This is a genomic window from Acholeplasma equirhinis, from assembly GCF_017052655.1.
Lineage (GTDB): Bacteria > Bacillota_I > Bacilli_A > Acholeplasmatales > Acholeplasmataceae > Acholeplasma > Acholeplasma equirhinis.
In genome coordinates, this window is the sequence record NZ_JAFIDC010000001.1 from 613,706 (window position 1) to 628,533 (window position 14,828).

Annotated in this window: 15 protein-coding genes and 1 other RNA gene; 1 reads left to right on the top strand and 15 read right to left on the bottom strand. The window is 31.0% G+C overall.

Translation table 11 applies throughout. The features are described from left to right. Positions 1 to 40 precede the first annotated feature (40 nt). From JV173_RS02795 to JV173_RS02825, 7 genes are all read right to left on the bottom strand, one after another. On the bottom strand, positions 41 to 517 hold the full coding sequence (locus JV173_RS02795) for a GyrI-like domain-containing protein (RefSeq protein WP_205734775.1): 477 nt from the start codon (positions 515 to 517) through the stop codon (positions 41 to 43). Positions 518 to 736: 219 nt separating this feature from the next. After that, the gene (locus JV173_RS02800; RefSeq protein WP_205734776.1) at positions 737 to 2,323 is read right to left on the bottom strand and encodes a GGDEF domain-containing protein; all 1,587 of its coding nucleotides are present in this window, start codon (positions 2,321 to 2,323) and stop codon (positions 737 to 739) included. Positions 2,324 to 2,541: 218 nt separating this feature from the next. Then, on the bottom strand, positions 2,542 to 3,576 hold the full coding sequence (locus JV173_RS02805) for a M42 family metallopeptidase (RefSeq protein WP_205734777.1): 1,035 nt from the start codon (positions 3,574 to 3,576) through the stop codon (positions 2,542 to 2,544). A 92-nt stretch (positions 3,577 to 3,668) separates the two neighbouring features. Then, positions 3,669 to 4,655 carry a ring-cleaving dioxygenase gene (locus tag JV173_RS02810; protein ID WP_205734778.1) on the bottom strand — a complete coding sequence of 329 codons (987 nt, stop codon included), beginning with the start codon at positions 4,653 to 4,655 and terminating at the stop codon, positions 3,669 to 3,671. A gap of 144 nt (positions 4,656 to 4,799) precedes the next feature. Beyond that, positions 4,800 to 5,147, bottom strand: a transfer-messenger RNA (tmRNA) gene (gene ssrA, locus JV173_RS02815). 68 nt (positions 5,148 to 5,215) lie between these two features. Continuing rightward, on the bottom strand, positions 5,216 to 5,989 hold the full coding sequence (locus JV173_RS02820) for a hypothetical protein (RefSeq protein WP_205734779.1): 774 nt from the start codon (positions 5,987 to 5,989) through the stop codon (positions 5,216 to 5,218). Between the two features lie 66 nt (positions 5,990 to 6,055). Further along, the gene (locus JV173_RS02825) at positions 6,056 to 6,487 is read right to left on the bottom strand and encodes a hypothetical protein (protein WP_205734780.1); all 432 of its coding nucleotides are present in this window, start codon (positions 6,485 to 6,487) and stop codon (positions 6,056 to 6,058) included. A 135-nt stretch (positions 6,488 to 6,622) separates the two neighbouring features. Between JV173_RS02825 and JV173_RS02830 the strand changes: the two genes are divergently transcribed. Beyond that, the gene (locus JV173_RS02830) at positions 6,623 to 7,090 is read left to right on the top strand and encodes a hypothetical protein (protein WP_205734781.1); all 468 of its coding nucleotides are present in this window, start codon (positions 6,623 to 6,625) and stop codon (positions 7,088 to 7,090) included. Positions 7,091 to 7,109: 19 nt separating this feature from the next. Here the strand turns inward: JV173_RS02830 and JV173_RS02835 are convergent, their stop codons facing one another. The 8 genes from JV173_RS02835 to lysA are packed head-to-tail and all read right to left on the bottom strand — an operon-like array spanning position 7,110 to position 14,791. After that, the gene (locus JV173_RS02835; protein WP_205734782.1) at positions 7,110 to 8,237 is read right to left on the bottom strand and encodes a M20 metallopeptidase family protein; all 1,128 of its coding nucleotides are present in this window, start codon (positions 8,235 to 8,237) and stop codon (positions 7,110 to 7,112) included. 5 nt (positions 8,238 to 8,242) lie between these two features. Next, on the bottom strand, positions 8,243 to 8,953 hold the full coding sequence (gene dapD / locus JV173_RS02840) for a 2,3,4,5-tetrahydropyridine-2,6-dicarboxylate N-acetyltransferase (RefSeq protein WP_240453002.1): 711 nt from the start codon (positions 8,951 to 8,953) through the stop codon (positions 8,243 to 8,245). Continuing rightward, positions 8,953 to 9,678: a 4-hydroxy-tetrahydrodipicolinate reductase gene (gene dapB / locus JV173_RS02845; RefSeq protein WP_205734783.1), complete on the bottom strand. Its 726-nt coding sequence runs from the start codon at positions 9,676 to 9,678 to the stop codon at positions 8,953 to 8,955. The genes dapD and dapB overlap by 1 nt, the downstream gene beginning before the upstream one ends. Beyond that, positions 9,671 to 10,549 (bottom strand): 4-hydroxy-tetrahydrodipicolinate synthase, encoded by an 879-nt coding sequence (dapA, locus tag JV173_RS02850; protein ID WP_205734784.1) that lies wholly within the window; start codon positions 10,547 to 10,549, stop codon positions 9,671 to 9,673. The genes dapB and dapA overlap by 8 nt, the downstream gene beginning before the upstream one ends. Further along, positions 10,546 to 11,532: an aspartate-semialdehyde dehydrogenase gene (locus JV173_RS02855; protein WP_205734785.1), complete on the bottom strand. Its 987-nt coding sequence runs from the start codon at positions 11,530 to 11,532 to the stop codon at positions 10,546 to 10,548. Before JV173_RS02855 ends, dapA begins: the two co-directional genes overlap by 4 nt. Next, on the bottom strand, positions 11,529 to 12,317 hold the full coding sequence (gene dapF / locus JV173_RS02860; protein WP_205734786.1) for a diaminopimelate epimerase: 789 nt from the start codon (positions 12,315 to 12,317) through the stop codon (positions 11,529 to 11,531). Before dapF ends, JV173_RS02855 begins: the two co-directional genes overlap by 4 nt. Before the next feature lie 9 nt (positions 12,318 to 12,326). Then, positions 12,327 to 13,532: an aspartate kinase gene (locus JV173_RS02865; RefSeq protein ID WP_205734787.1), complete on the bottom strand. Its 1,206-nt coding sequence runs from the start codon at positions 13,530 to 13,532 to the stop codon at positions 12,327 to 12,329. Next, complete coding sequence (lysA, locus tag JV173_RS02870; RefSeq protein WP_205734788.1) at positions 13,529 to 14,791, bottom strand: diaminopimelate decarboxylase; 1,263 nt, start codon at positions 14,789 to 14,791, stop codon at positions 13,529 to 13,531. The genes JV173_RS02865 and lysA overlap by 4 nt, the downstream gene beginning before the upstream one ends. Between the last annotated feature and the right edge of the window lie 37 nt (positions 14,792 to 14,828).

Genomic DNA, 14,828 nt, shown 5'->3' on the forward strand with positions numbered 1-14,828 from the left:
AAACAAAAAAGGTTTGAAATTTATTCAAACCTTTTATTTTCTATATATTTTCAACAGGACAAAGCAAATAATTCTTTGACGTTTTTGGTTCAGTATAGTCACAAATAGCACCACTAAGTCTCAAATTTCTATCTGGAATAATTTTATTTATGATCTCATCAAATAATTCTGTGTATTCACCAGACTCAACCAACACTTTCAAATATGTTCTTTCGGGTAAAATCCATTTAGTCCAACCCATCGGTGCTTCAACATCTTTAGAAACTTCAATACCTGCTAAATAATATCCTCGAGAAAAATTATCTGACCAAGGCATAAATGACATGGATTCGTCACTCATAGCACCCCAAAAGCCTATAAATGAACCATCTACTTCCTTCATTGCAAGTGCTGCAACCTCTTCAAAGTGTGAATTAGCTTCTTCCCAAAGTTCCATCACAATATTACGTTCTTTCGTACATAAACCTGCTTTTCCAATAATCGCAATCTCAGGTAACTTTATGGCATTGATTTCCATATCATACTCTCTTTCTAGATAGAAAATCACTTATTTTATAAATAAGTATTTTTATCTTTCATATCATCTTAAAAAATAACTTGAACTTTATAACTTTAGTGTATCATAATAGCTTTTATGATTCGAGGTATAACGTATACTTTAGATAATTTTACACACTCTCAAACAATTTAACTTAATCTACCAAAATAAAAAGGTCTGATAATAAATTATCAAACCTTATTGTTGTTGTTTAATTTTACGATATTGATACATCATGGTATCAGCAAGATTAAAGAGTTCAGTTTGATCAACTGTAACTTCTCTATGAATGGCTGAACCAACTGATATACCAAATTCATAAGGTGTAGTCTTATTAACTGCTTTGACTAAACCTTCCAATATCACTAATTTTTCTTCATATATTGATGGATTTGGGTTTAAATAGATACATGCAAATTCATCTCCACCAATACGGTAGCACACACCATAATCTTTAAATACTTCTTGCATGATATCATAAGCTTTCTTAATCGCTTCATCACCTGCAACATGACCAAATGTATCATTAATTTTCTTTAAATTATCTAAATCAAACAAAATCAGTCTTAAATCTTTAAGTTTCTTATCATCTGCATAGATAAGATCTAAGTCTATTTCAAACGCAAGTCTATTCTTACCTTGTATAACGTGATCCATATAAGCTAACTTTTGATAAACTTCAGTTTCATAGCTCTTCTTTAATCTTGAAACAATATAATTAATGTAATTAATTAAAATATACGCCATAATAACCACGATACCAATCGATAAATACAGTGATGTATATTCAAATCCACCAAGAATGAAGTTAATAAATTCAAATACACCAAATATGATAATAATAATTAAGGATTTAAAGATTTTAATCGATTCCAGATTCTTATGATTTTTATAATCTAAGATGAGTGAAACAGTTGCAAGAATAATACCTACTACAATCCAAAGTTGTGAATAAATCACAGTCTCAAAATAATCTTGAATGCCAGTAAAATGAAGTACTGTAATTGCAATAAAATGTGCAACAAATAGATACTTTAACCAAATCAACATTTTCTTATAATCTTTAAGTACATACTCAGTTAGATAGATAATCATAGGTATTGGGAAAATTGGAATAGAAATATATGCTAGCGTACCAATGAGTAATTGACTACCGGTAAAAAACTGCAACATTTTAGATTCAGCGATAATCCAAAAAGATAAAGTGACTGCAAATAGTCCCATGTAGACATAACCTTTATCTCTTGCATAACTCATGAAGAAATTAGAGATCATGACAATTAAACCAATTGTAAGCACTATGACACCTAGAGCTAATCTAGGCATATATGTATTCATTAAATACTTATAAATCATAATCTCACTGCCATAAAACATTTCATTAACTGTTCCAGACATTGAGCTATAAGGTGACACTAATATAATTTTTAATATCTTACCTTCAGATTGATTTGATACAGGTATTGTATGCCATGTTGAAGCGTAAGGTTCTAATTGATTATGACCATAAGTTTTTTCATAGATTAATACATCTTCTAAATATACTTTTATATCTTGAAGGGATGTTCTAAATAAAATAAATTGTTGATCATTAAAATCCACACTGAGTTCATGTGTAATTTCATATGGTGTATGTTTTTCTACGTTTAGATTGATAGGAAGCGTGATTGGCTGATTATTATAAACCCAACCTTCATCCATTCCATTTGGGGTATCAATGTTAATTTTCAATTGATCGAATCCAATAAAAAATAAACTTAAAAAAACTGCTATAACTGCTAGCAAGATAAAATACGGTTTATATGCTTTGATAGGATTCCCCCCCTCTCCTATGCTAAACATTATACTATCTAAGTCTTCTCTCCCAAGAATGGATAGATGTATCGTTTACATTTCTTATAATAAAATTATACCATTTATTTATGAAAGTAAATGCGTGAGTTTTCATTATTCTACGTTTAAAATGAAAATAAAACCAGAACTTGAATGCTCTGGTTAAAAATTTACTTAATTAAGTATGTATAAATTAATTTTAAAGTATTTTCAATACCTTTTAAATGGGTACGTTCCATACCATGTGAAGCAGAAACACCACTTCCAATTAATGCACCTTTAATATCACGGCCTGAACGTCTTGCAGCACCAACATCACTACCATAATATGGGAAGATATCAACTGTAAATGTTAAATTATTTTCCTTAGCCATATTGATTAATCTGGTTGTGAGTTCATAATCATATGGACCACCAGAATCTTTCGCACAAATTGACACTGCATATTCAGAGCCTGCTAAATCAAGTCCAATACATCCCATATCAAGTGTGACAAATTCACTAATACTAGAATCAATAACTGCTGCACCATGTCCAACTTCTTCATATGTTACAAAATAAATTTTTGTATCATATTTAAATTGAATATTGTTTTCAGATGTATATTTTAATAGATTTAATAGGATGACAACAGATGCTTTGTCATCAACAAATCGTGTCTTTAAGAATCCTGAATCTGTAATTGTAAACTTTGTATCATAAGCAACAATATCACCATTTTGAATACCAAGTTTTTCAACATCAGCTTTAGTGAATACTTCTTCATCTAATCTAACTTCTAATTCATCAATATCTCTTGACTTAGTGTTTGCATCTTTAAAGACATGAACTGCAGGTGATGTAGATAATATGGTACCTGTATATTTTCTACCATCTCTGGTGTAAATTGTACAATATTCACCATCAAGTGTCGGTGTTGAAGGACCTCCAAGTAAAGTTAATGCTAATTTACCATTTGGTTTAATTGATCTAACCATTAAACCAAGTGTATCTGTGTGTGCAGATGTTGCAACAACTTTAGATGAGTCTAAACCTTTGATTGATACTTCTAAAGCACCAGTGTTTAAAATTTTAGATTCATAACCAAATGAATCGATGTATGCTTTAACTTTGTTAATAATGTTTTCTGTGTATCCAGTTGGAGAATCGCACGTAAATATATCCTCTGCTGTTTTCTTGAAATATGTTTTATTAAATTCAATCATAATCATTTCTCCTTATATACTTAAATATTATATCAATTTAAAAAGAAAAAAGTCTGATATTTCAGACCTTTTTTAAAAATTGATAAATTAAATTATAAATATTCTTTTTTAAAAGTTTTATCGCTTCGCTTTGTATCAAATTGTCTAACGACACTTTCGACATAAGCTCTATTATTCATATATTTTGGAGGTAGTGCTAATGTTTCTCCAAGCGTTTCATAAGTTTCTTCATGATCGATAAATCCTGGACCATCAGTTGCAAATTCAAACAAGATACCAGGATAGAGTCTTGAATATAGTGACTCAAAATAATATCGATCGACATAACCTGATGTTTGGAATCCTAAATTGAATAAATAATTTTCCCATTCATGAATATCTTCAGTTGAAGTTACTCTAAATGCTAGGTGATGAACACCACCAAAGCCTTGTCTATGTGGTGGTAGTATGATATTTTCTTCAACAATAATAGAACCACCATTACCTCCTAATCCAACTTCAAATAAATGATATTGCCCTTCTTTAGAAACTTTTTCAAATCCCATAACATCAACTAATACTTTTTGCATATAATCAAGACGATTTACTGTTAAAAATACAGGACCTAATCCGATAATTGAATATTCATCTGGAACTGGACCTTTTTTCCATGGTTTACCTGGTTTAACACCATTTAAATTCTCATCAGAAAAAAGTGCATATGGTTGATCATCAAAATCATAAAAGAAAATATACTTTCTACCGAACATTTCTTTGATATCAGTATGTTTAACTTGATATTTGTCAAAACGCTTAATCCAATATTCTAAAGCTTTATTGTTTGAAACTCTAAATCCACTTCTAGAAATTTCATTAGTTCCATGAACTGCTTTCGAAATACCTTTGAAATCAAAGAAGGTCATATCAGTTCCTGCATTGCCTTCATCATCAGCAAAAAACAAGTGATATGTTTGAATGTCATCTTGGTTTACAGTTTTTTTAACAAGTCTCATACCTAATATAAAGGTGAAGAAATCATAAATCTTTTCTGCAGATGAAGTTATTGCAGTGATATGATGAATACCGTGTATTGTTGTCATATGGATTACATCCTTTCTTGTATCTTACTTTCATTATATTTCGAATTCGAAATAATTAATTAGAATTTGCTTTATAACTTGAATTATGTGAATTAGTAATAAAAAAGTTTGATACAAAAGTACCAAACTTAATCGTTATCATTTTGGTGGAACCGACGGGATTTGAACCCGTGTACGAGATTGGTCCACTATCATAGTCTACATGTTTAGTCAATTTGATGATTTAATACCGCTTAGTAAACTGACAAAATTAGCAAGTACGAGCCGAGTGTTATTTCATTCATCCTACCTAGGCATATAGGAATGAACTAACTTGCTATCTAAGGCTAGCTTAAGTCGCAAGTATACTTAAGGTTGCCAGCTTAATCGACTATTATGCGAAAGCTAAAGTTTGAGTTTGATTTCCGGTTATTTTAACCTCGCGTTTTAAACTGCGCTACCAGTACATGCATATGATAACTTCGTAACCCCGGCGAATCCATAAACGGTCCCAGGCGTAGTCATTATATAACATATATATAATTTATGCAAATAAAAAATGACCTTGCGGTCATTAATTATTAATCATTTAAAAGTCTTAGTTCAACAATTGGAAGTTTAGATAAAACTAAGTAAATTGGTGTACCAATAAATGCTGCTGCCACTGCTTCTAAAATACCATTGAAATAAGTAATCATAAAGATTGTTTCAATGACATTTGCATCTGGTATTAATGCTTCTAAAATATCGTATGCAAATACTGCAGCAAATGATAATACTAAGATCGTATGAATTAAAGTTCCTAAGATAAAGATTGAAGGAATTAATAAAGCTTTATAACTATGTTTTCTATACAAATGATAATATAAAGCACCAATTGCAAGTATAATTACAACTGCAATTAAATATCTCCAAATTTGATCGAGTGAACTAAAGATGAAATTTGCACCAAAGAAAATTGTAACTGATGTTACAAGCCCAATAACAACGAGTAAGATTGCATAAGCTCTAGAATTATCGACTAATTTTCTTGTATGTTTAAATAAATAATGTACTGCTACTGCAAATAAAAGTCTAGGAATGATTGAAATCATTGGATTTATAAATGCACCAGTGAATCCCACTTGATTCAATGATCCTTGAATTAAACTTACAACACCAAATGCTAGTGCAGGTATAAAGGCATATTTTCTTCTAAATAATACAGCTGCAATTAATACTGGTATATGAAGTATTGTAGTTTCATTACCTGGCATTAAAGTGATGAATCCAAGCCCCGGTATGAACCCCATTAAAAATATAAGTGCGACAAAAAATGATGTCAGCACTAGTTCAAAAGTTTCGTTTCTTTTCACTTCTTATTCTCCTTTTTAGGCCACTTTGGGTCCCATAAGTATGAAATAATTATACCATAATGAATATTATGAGGTTTTGGAATTTGCTTCAAAAATATCAAATAAAAGTTGATAATGTTTCAGTCTTAATGCAATCATTTGATCATTAGATTTAGTGGAATAAAAAACAAAATTCGATAAAAAATCTAAATACTTTATGACATGTGATCGATCTTTAAAACATAACATCATTTGTTCAAGTGCATTTTGAATGATTTGATAAGCTCTCTTATTTGTTTTTTCAAAAATAATCGTTAAATCATTAATGGAGATTTGATTACTAAGATATGCATCAATTTTACCCTTAGTCATTTCAATTTCTGGATAATTTATATCTAACCCTAATGAATAAAGACATTGAAGTTGCCACTGAAATAATTCATGATCTGTAACTTTTAATAAGATATTTTTAATCTCATTACCAATATTTAGTTGTTTATTAAATGGATTAATCTTCAATTTTACTCTCCTAAACCCTCTAAAGTCGCTATATATACGCATTTACTTATACAATTAATTGATAAATTATGTTAAAAATGTTACAATGATAAAGGAATTATTATATAATGTAAAAAACGAGGTGAATTGCAAGAAATGGAAATGTTTAAAAAATATATGCCTCAAATCTCCCTTGGTGCCGGGATCTTAGTTCTATTATGTCTCTTTTTGCCGACAATATCAATTAGAACTACAACTGGTGATTACGAATTCTTAGGGATGTTCGTGGCTTTTGGATCTAACTCAACTGAATTTAAGTTTCAAATGAATTTTGTATTATTACTTGCATTCTTATTACCTATTATCGCAGGTTTAATTCATTTTTTCACAAAGAATCATCCTAAGAAATTATTATTCCAATACATTTCAGTTACTTTATTCGTAGTTGGTGGTATCTTATTCTTCTCATCACCTGCTTTATTCCAAGCATTAACTGGTCAAGTTTTCATTGATAATGCAGCTAATCTTTATACTGCAAATTATGGATTTGGAGCAATCTTATCAGGTGTCTTTTCAATTCTTACAGCATTAACTTCTGTAATGACTGCTTTAGTTGTTGAATAAAAAAAGGCGAAAGCCTTTTTTATTTAATTAGATTTAAAGTTTTCAAAATACCTTTGTAGTAATTTAGACCATTCAATAAAACAATTTCATCAAAATTAAAGAAATTTGAATGCAGAGGATGAATATATCCTCTTTTTTCATTTCTTGAACCTATTAATGCAAAGAACCCTGGTACTGCTTTTTGGTAATATGCAAAGTCTTCTGAGAACATATAAGGTTTAGTTTCGACAATTTCATCTTTTGACAATGATTTTTTTACAATCTCATAAAGTTCTGGTGCATTATTAACCGCTGGATAATAATCTACAATATTTGTTTTAATTTCAACACCATACATATTAGATATACCTTCTGCCATAGAAACCATACGTGCTTTCATTGTTTCAAAAGTATGATCATCAAATCCACGCATTGTACCAGATAAGGTAACTTTATTCGCAATAATATTTCTAGCTTCTCCACCATGAATGGTACCAATTGTAATGACACCGGATTCAAGTGGATCTGTGTATCTTGAAATGATTTCATTTAAAGATGTTACAAGTTGACTAGCAGCAATAATAGCATCTTTACCTTCTTGAGGCATCGCACCATGCGCAGATGTTCCTAAAACTTCAAAATCAAATTCAGCATTACGTGCTAATAGTGGTCCTGCTTTAATTCCGACTTTACCTTCAGGTAGTCCTGGGAAAAGATGGATACCAAATATCATTTCAACATTAAAATCAGATAATGCACCTTCTTCAATCATAACCTTAGCACCACCTGGACCTTCTTCTGCAGGCTGGAAGAGTAATACAATACTCTTTTCAGGTTCGCTTTGAGTTGATAGGAATTCTGCTAGACCTAATAACACTGACATGTGACCATCATGACCACAAGCATGCATTTTACCATCGTATTTAGATTTAAAGTCAACATTTGTTGCTTCAAATACAGGTAGTGCATCCATGTCTGAACGAAAAGCAATCGCTTTTTTTGATTTACCTTTTTTAACAGCAACTAAACCAGTTTTTGCGTATACTTTAGGTTCATACCCCCAAGATTCAAGTTTAGTTTTTACATAATTAAAAGTTTCAAATAAATCGAATTCTAGTTCTGGTATCTGATGTAATTCACGTCTGTATTGTGTTAATTTTTCTAACATGAAAATCACTTCCTTAAATCATCTAGGATTTTAGTTTTATCAATCGTTTTTTCGTCTTTATATTTAATAATTCTTGCAGGTGTACCAGCAACAACGGCATTTTCAGGGACATCTTGTGTAACAACTGCTCCAGCTGCAACAACTGCACCGCGGCCAATTCTAACACCTTCTAATACGACAGCATTCGCACCAATTAGTACATTATCTTCAATAATGACTGGAGTTGCACTTGGTGGTTCTAATACACCAGCTAAAACAGAACCAGCACCGATATGACAGTTATCGCCAACTTCAACTCTAGCTCCTAAGACAACATTCATATCAATCATTGTTCTTTTACCAACAACTGCACCAATGTTAATGACAGAACCCATCATAATCACTGCTTCATCTTTGATAACTGCATGTTCACGAATCCAAACACCTGGTTCAATTCTTGCATTTATCTTTGTCAGATCAATCATTGGAATTGCTGAATTTCTACGGTCATTTTCAATAACATAATCAACAATTTCTGATTTATTATTTTCTATAAACGGTAAAACATCTTTTGCTTCACCAAAAATTACACCTGAATGCTTGTCACCAAAATATCTTAATGAACTTAAATCAAGTTTTGATAAATCACCTTTAATATAAACTTTTACTGGTGTTTTTTTAGTTGACTCCTTAATAAACTTCGCAAGTTCATAAGGATCTTTCATAAAATCACTCATTATATATCTCCTAATAGATCATCCATACCGAATAATCCCTTTTCTTTATTTTGTATAAACTTAGCTGCTTTTAATGCACCAATTGCAAACACTCTTTTGTCGTGTGCAATATGCTTTATTTCAATTGTTTCAGAAAGGTTTGAAAAAATGACTTCGTGTTCACCTACATAATTTCCTAAACGCAATGCATGCATATGAATACCCTTTTCACTACTATCACCATGAATAATTGGTGTTTCATAAGATAAATTTTTAGAAATATTTTCTGCCATTGTTAAAGCTGTGCCACTTGGTGCATCCTTTTTAAAACGATGGTGTTTTTCAACAAGTTCGATGTCATAGTTATCATCGATTTTAGATGCAATCATTTTTAATGCTTGGTTAACTAAATAAACACCTACTGAATAATTTGTTGAATAAAAAATAGGAATTTCTAAACTTGCTTCAACAATTTTCTTATAATCACTTTTAGAGTAACCAGTTGTTGCAAGAACAAGTGCTAATTTTGTTTGTTTAGCATACTTTAATATTTGATCTAAATTAGATGGATGAGAAAAATCAACTAAAACATCTGCTTTTTCAAGTTCTTGGATGCTTGATTTACTGATTTTAGTTTCTTGTAAATCAAGTCCACCTACAAATTCTAATGTTTCATCTGCCATAACTGCTTCATAAACATTTTGACCCATCTTACCTAGAATACCTGAAATAATTATTTTAACCATGGTTCACCAACTGATATTTTTTTAGTACTTCTACTAACATCTTATCATTTTTCTTTTCAATCGGTAAGAGTGGTAATCTTGGTTTTCCACAGTTAAAGCCCATATGATTTAATGCGGCTTTGACTGGAACTGGATTTGTTTCAATAAATAATATTTGATTTAAGTCGTTAAGTTCTAAAAATTCTTTATCTACATTGTTACCAACTTTATAAAGTCTAACAAGTGATGATAAAATCGCAGGAATGATGTTTGCAGTAACAGATATCGTTCCATGTCCACCCATTTTTAAGACATCAAGTGTTTGATCATCATTACCTGAAAGTACAACAAAATTAGGGCCACATAGTTTAATAATTTCTGCTACTTGATTCAAATTGCCACTTGCTTCTTTGATACCAATAATGTTAGAAACTTTTGAAAGTTCGAAAACAGTTTTTGCTTCCATATTGATACCAGTTCTTGAAGGTACATTATATAAAATGACTGGTATTGAAACAGATTGTGCTATTTTCTTAAAGTGTGCAACTAATCCCTTTTGACTTGGTTTATTGTAATAAGGTGTAACAACAAGTAAGCCATCAGCACCTAATTTTTGTGTAAGTTTAGAAAATGAAATGGATGCTTTCGTATCATTCGTACCAGTTCCAACCACAAGTGGAATTCTTTTATTTACATAACTTACTGCAAATTCAATTAAAGCTTTCTTTTCTTTTAAACTCATTGTGGCAGCTTCTGCAGTAGAACCAAGTAAAACAACATAATCTGTACCATTTTGCATATGGAAATCAAGGAGTTCTTTCAATACATCATAGTTAACTTTATTTTTAATAAACGGTGTAACAAGTGCGACACCAACACCTGTGAAATTCATACGATACCCTCCTTAATTAAATATTCTGCAATTTGAATTGCATTGGATGCTGCACCTTTTCTAATATTATCAGCAACCGACCAAAGTAGTACTTTGTTTTTATGATTTAAATCAAGTCTTAATCGCCCAACCATCACCTTATCTTGACCTGATGCATCCAGTGGTGTCGGATATACTGAATGATTAAAATAAATGATTGTATCATGTTTCATAAATACAGATTTTAATCTTTCCAAGTCAACTTCTTTTTCCGTTTCAACAACCATTGAAACACTGTGACCATTAAAAACTGGGACTCTCACACAAGTTGCATTTATTTCCATTTGTTTATTCAAAATCTTTTGAGATTCATTAACCATCTTCATTTCTTCTTTAGTGTAACCACTCTCTAAAAATGAATCAATTTGAGGAATGACATTACTATAAATTTGTTTTGGATAAAATTCTGGTGGAAATCCTTGTTCCCCACGTTTTAAATCATTCAAACCAGGCGTTCCAGAACCTGAAACTGCTTGATATGAACTATAGGATACTGCCTTCACATTAAATAATTTATCAATCACTTTAAGTGGAACAACACTTTGAATTGTTGAACAGTTTGGATTTGCGATTAAGTGATTGTCCTTGTTTAAGATATGTCCATTGATTTCTGGAACAATTAATGGTACGGTAGGATCCATTCGCCATTGACTAGAGTTATCAATAACATAAACACCTTTACTTGCTAAAAATGGTCCATATTGTTTAGATAATTCACTATCAATTGCAAAGAATGCAAAATCTAATTCCATATTAAATGCTTCTTCTTTAAGTTCAATAATAGGATATGTTTTGTCTCTAAAAGTTACATTTAGTCCAACTGAACGACTTGATGCAAAAACATAAAGATTTTCTACATCAATTGAAGATTCTTCTAATACTTTAATCATTGTTTGACCAACAAGTCCAGTAGCACCTAGAATTGCAACATTATATTTTTTCATTGCCATTCTCCTTTAACTATTTTTTCTGCTGGTCCAATTAAATAAAGTTTTTCATCTTGAATTTCCACCTTTAACAAACCACCAGGTACAACGATATCTAACTGATTTGATGACACTCGCTTTGTGATATATGCATGAAATGCAGATGCTGAAACACCAGTTCCACAACTTAAAGTCCATCCTGCACCACGTTCAAAAGTTGTTATTTTTAATGTAGATTCATCAATCACTTCAACAAAATTAACATTTGTTTCATCTCTAAAGAGTGGATCTCTTTGTATCATTAATCCAAGATCTTCGCTTGTCATACTTTCTTCATCGAGATATACAACAGTATGCATTGTTCCAACTTTTAGAACATATCCATTAACTTTTTGAAAGTTATACGGTTCTAAAGCATTGTTAATTTTTGTCAAATCATCGAGTCCTAAGTTTAGTTCTGCTGGACCTATATCTACTCTTACTAAACCATCTTTAATTTCTACGTATTTTATACCGGCTAATGTTTCAACTGAAAAACTTGTATTTTTAATAAAGCCATGATCAAAAACAAACCTAGCAAATGCACGAATACCATTCCCACACATTTTAGCAATGCTTCCATCTGAATTGTAATAGTTCATTTTGATATCAGCTATTTGTGATTTAGAAGGATATAGAATACCATCTGCGCCAATGCCAAAATGACGATCACATACTTTCGCTGCAATCTCACTCGGGTTTTTGAGTTCTTCTTTAAACATTATGAAGTCATTACCAGTTGCTTGATATTTTTCAATATACATTGCTACCTCCTACACATTAAAGTGTTCGGCAAATAATTGAACAACTTTGGTTTTGTATGTTTTATCAAAAGTATATGAAATTGAAATTTCAGATGTTGTAACCAATCTAAATTCTAATCCGTGTTCCGCTAAAAGTTCGAATGCTTCAGCAGCAATCCCTGATTGTGTACGCATTGCAGAACCAATCAGTGAAATTTTCACTAAGCCACTTGCTTGTTCAATCGTTGCTTTCGGATATAATTTTTTAAAGTTATCAAGTACTTCATTAATTGCATCTAAGTCATCAACGTGTGCTGTAAATGCAATATTCATTGTGCCATTCACTGAAGGGTTTTGGTTAATAATATCAACGTTGATTTCATTTTTAGCAAGTTCTCTAAATAAATCTGCAGTAGTTTTTGATTGATAAGGTATTTTTCTAATTGTTACCATCACAACTTTGTCTGAAACTGCAATACCAGTAACTTTTTTCTCTTCCATCTTTGAATCTTTCTCCTTAATATAAGTACCGATTTCATCGGTATGTGCAGATGCAACATATACTGTTACACCAAAATTTTGTGCGATATCAATTGATCTAGGTTCCATGACTTTAGCACCTAAGAAAGCCATTTCTTTCATTTCTTCATAATCAATTTCAAGAAGTTGTTTTGCATTTGGATAAATACGTGGATCAACCCCATAAATACCTGTTACATCTGTATATATTTCTGCAATACATTTTAATTTAGCACCAATTGCAACTGCAGTTGTATCAGACCCACCACGACCAAGTGTTGTAATTTCACCATCTTGATTAAGCCCTTGAAAACCAGCTACGATGATAATGTTACCTTCTTTAAGTTTTGATTCAATATTTGATACATTAATATCTGCTATTTTATTTTTTGTATGTACACCTTTAGTTGAAATACCCGCTTGGAAACCAGTTAATGCGATTGCATGATGTCCTTTTTCTTGCAACATCATAGCTAGCAATGCTGCAGAAACCATTTCACCTGTTGAAATTAATAAATCAACTTCACGTTTATTCGGATATTTAGAAACAGATTTTGCAAGTGATAGAAGTGAATTAGTTGTTTTGCCCATTGCGGAAACGACAACAACTAATTCATCATATTGTTCTTTTTTTCTAATGACCCTTTGTGCAACTTTTTCCATCAGTTCAATCGTTGCTAAACTTGAACCACCAAATTTCAAAACCGCTCTACTCATACTAAATGCTCATCATGGCTTAATAAATCCATGAAACTTTCTCTTTTAACAATCACTTTTGATTTACCATCTTTAACAAATACCACTGCAGGTATCGTTAAACGGTTGTAATGCGATGCCATTGAATAATGATACGCTCCAGTAGATTTAACAAGTAATAAATCATTAGGTTTAACTTCGGGCAGTAAAATATCATGAATGATGATATCCCCACTTTCACATGCTTTACCTGCTACTGTATATAATCTGTTCTTTTTTAAATCTTCTTTGCCAAAAACTAAAGCGTCATATTTAGCTTGATAAAGTGCTGTTCTAATATGATCATTCATAGAACCATCAATAAACATATAGTTTTTACCATTAATTGTTGTTTTTACTTGATTAATTGTATAAAGTGTATACCCTGCTTCACCAACAATTGATCTACCAGGTTCAATATATACTTTTTCAACTGCTAAATTTAATCTTGTCTTTATTTGATAAACTTCTTCAAGCATTTTTGGAAGCACATTCTTCAAATCTAATCTTGCATCAGATTCTAAATACTTAATTCCAAATCCACCACCAAAATTTACTTCTGTTAAATTGATTCCAGTTTTTTCTTTAATAGATGCGTAAAATTCTAACACTGTTCGCACATGATCATAAAATGAATTTTCTTCTAAAATTTGTGAACCGATATGTGAATGTGTTCCTAAAAAATTAACAAATGGATGTTTAACTAATTTCTCAATCATTGAAATTACACTTGGATCTTGAATAGATAAACCAAATTTAGAATCAAGTAAAGATGTTTTAATGTAATCATGGGTATGTGCATCAATACCCGGATTAATTCTTAACATTACCTTTGGAATATGTTTTTCATTCACTAATTCCATTAACATATCAGCTTCATATGGATTATCCAGTACAATAACACCTATTTTGAATTGAAGTGCTACATCTAATTCTTCTTTTGTTTTATTGTTTCCATGTAAGGCAATATGTTCACTTGGAAAACCAGCTTTTAATGCAGTATATACTTCACCTTGAGATACACAATCTAACCAAAGCCCTTCTGAATGAATTAATTCTGCCATTCCAATTGTTAAAAAAGCTTTAGATGCATAAATAACATCCGTCTTTAACTCAGGATGTTTGAAATGTTTTTTAAATGTTTGGCATTGTTCTCTGATTTTATCTTCATCAAAAATATAAAGCGGTGTTTGATAAGTATTTTTAAGTTGTTCTAGCGTGACGCCACCAATTTTTGTCATAATATCTCCTTTAAAAAAGAAAAATCACGGCAAAAGC

Coding starts and splice junctions, on each gene's coding strand:
- JV173_RS02795 (WP_205734775.1), bottom strand. CDS start 517: ATGGAAATCAATGCCATAAAGTTACCTGAGATTGCGATTATTGGAAAA.
- JV173_RS02805 (WP_205734777.1), bottom strand. CDS start 3,576: ATGATTGAATTTAATAAAACATATTTCAAGAAAACAGCAGAGGATATA.
- JV173_RS02810 (WP_205734778.1), bottom strand. CDS start 4,655: ATGACAACAATACACGGTATTCATCATATCACTGCAATAACTTCATCT.
- JV173_RS02830 (WP_205734781.1), top strand. CDS start 6,623: ATGGAAATGTTTAAAAAATATATGCCTCAAATCTCCCTTGGTGCCGGG.
- JV173_RS02835 (WP_205734782.1), bottom strand. CDS start 8,237: ATGTTAGAAAAATTAACACAATACAGACGTGAATTACATCAGATACCA.
- dapD (WP_240453002.1), bottom strand. CDS start 8,953: ATGAGTGATTTTATGAAAGATCCTTATGAACTTGCGAAGTTTATTAAG.
- dapB (WP_205734783.1), bottom strand. CDS start 9,678: ATGGTTAAAATAATTATTTCAGGTATTCTAGGTAAGATGGGTCAAAAT.
- dapA (WP_205734784.1), bottom strand. CDS start 10,549: ATGAATTTCACAGGTGTTGGTGTCGCACTTGTTACACCGTTTATTAAA.
- JV173_RS02855 (WP_205734785.1), bottom strand. CDS start 11,532: ATGAAAAAATATAATGTTGCAATTCTAGGTGCTACTGGACTTGTTGGT.
- dapF (WP_205734786.1), bottom strand. CDS start 12,317: ATGTATATTGAAAAATATCAAGCAACTGGTAATGACTTCATAATGTTT.
- JV173_RS02865 (WP_205734787.1), bottom strand. CDS start 13,532: ATGAGTAGAGCGGTTTTGAAATTTGGTGGTTCAAGTTTAGCAACGATT.
- lysA (WP_205734788.1), bottom strand. CDS start 14,791: ATGACAAAAATTGGTGGCGTCACGCTAGAACAACTTAAAAATACTTAT.